Below are 1,920 nucleotides of genomic sequence, written 5' to 3'. Positions count from 1 at the left end.
TCGCAAGGTGTCGCGAGCCATCCAGTCGCACCGCCGAAAACAACGTCGCCTTCAGCACCCAGACTGTTAAAGGTCGAATATCTAGGCTATAGCTTTGCAGTTTTTGAGCCTCCGCTCAGCAAGCCCCTACTACCCAAGCATCATTTCCGCGACATTCATGTCGATATCGCGGACAAAAAGATCAACAAAATCAAGACGCGAATTGTTGCATCGATTCACAGCTATTGCAAAAGCCAAGATTTCCCGCTATTAGAAGCAAGAATAAAATTTTTGACCAGCAACTTTAGCGTCATTGATAAAAATAGAGATCAAAAGAGACTTGCCGGTCTTTACTACAATTATCACCTAGTCACTCCCGATAGCAGCAAAGCCTTGGCAGATCTCGACAAATTTCTGAGGGCCGGCCTATTATCAGGTCATGGAAAAATATTTTCCGAATTTCAGTTAAAAACGACCGAAGCACAAAGGCGACAGCTTCTGCGGAACAGTTTTGTAAAAAACTTCCGCAAGGAATCATTCGTCCATACCTCCCCGAAGCAGTTAAAGAAAATTCAAAAGTGTTGGTCATATGTCTAAAAATATTTCCAAGAAAATAAAACGTTCTGATTTCGAGCGCATATTGGTGACCGACACACTCCCCAACGAAGTTCCCGCCATCATATCGAATGATGGTTTTTACAAGAACAGTAAGACCGTAGGCGCGGCAAGTCCGATTTCGCAGCTTTTATTCGAACGTTTAGTTTTGGGAACTGGAAGGAACAAGTCACATCCAAAATATACGATTCCATACTCTTACAAGATAAGGAAGAGTGCGACGAGCTTCCGCCGCCTAGGCCTACCGCATCCCATCTCACAATGGGAAATGAAAGATTTCTACGAGAAAAATGAGAAACTAATCTGCCATTTCTGTGGGAAAAGTCCAGCGTCTCTCCGATCGCCTAAGCGCGTCGCGGGTACATATTTTTACCGCAATCCTCTCGAAAATTTAAAGAAATACAAACGAGAAACTGTCGAAGAAGAATCACTCGACTCCCTTATGCGATATAGCTCCTCATATTTCTCCTACCGCGGATATGATATGCTATACAAATTTTTTAAATCCGGACTTTTCCTCAAACTTGAAAAAAATTTTCAAATTCTAAAAACTTTCGACGTCACAAAATGTTTCGAGAGCATCTACACTCACTCTATTTCGTGGGCAACAAAGGAAAAGACGTTTGTAAAGCATAATGTAGGCGTAGGTTCGACATTCGGGCAAGCCTTCGATTCTTTAATGCAACGATCCAATTACAATGAGACAAACGGAATTGTAATTGGCCCGGAAGTATCCCGAATATTCGCAGAAGTAATTTTTCAAAAAATAGACTGCGATGCTATTGCCAATATTAAATCCCGCCATAAGCTTCGCCACGGGCACCACTACAGTATATTCAGATACGTTGATGACGTCTACGTGTTTGCCAAAACCGACGATATAGCAAATAAAGTCCTGGAGCTATATACCGACGAACTCAGCAAATTTAATCTCCATACCAACAAATCCAAAGAGAAATCATACGTCAGACCGTTTTTTACGCAAAAATCAAGGGTTGTGCGAAGTATCAATTTAATCATAAATAACTTCGTCGATAAGTTTTTGAAGCGCCCATCATCCGAGGAACTCACGTTGGTCCCGACAGGGATTTTTCATCCTGGCCGCCTAACGCGCAGCTTTATAGATGAGATAAAGCTTGTATGCTCAACCGAAAATCTCCCGTATGACGAGATCTCGTCCTACCTTATCTCGTCGCTCGCCAACAGAATTAAATGGATAATAAATTCTGATGACAAAGAAGTTACCGAAGACCAAGCCAGCCAACTAAAAGATGCCTGCCTTGTCTTGCTCGAACTCATCTTCTTCTTTTATGCCGTTGCCCCTAC

General features: G+C 42.4%; 2 protein-coding genes. Both read left to right on the top strand.

Translation table 11 applies throughout. The features are described from left to right. Window positions 1-576 (top strand): hypothetical protein (locus ACQR30_RS07270; protein ID WP_429733390.1); only part of this gene is annotated, 576 nt, incomplete at its 5' end. Further along, a partial coding sequence (drt3b, locus tag ACQR30_RS07265) for an antiviral reverse transcriptase Drt3b (RefSeq protein ID WP_429733387.1) occupies window positions 569-1,920 on the top strand: 1,352 nt, incomplete at its 3' end. The genes ACQR30_RS07270 and drt3b, both read left to right, overlap by 8 nt.

This window comes from Arachidicoccus sp., assembly GCF_050436765.1.
Classification (GTDB): domain Bacteria; phylum Bacteroidota; class Bacteroidia; order Chitinophagales; family Chitinophagaceae; genus Arachidicoccus.
Note: the sequence above shows the minus strand (reverse complement) of the source record. Positions and strands in the feature narration are given on the sequence as shown.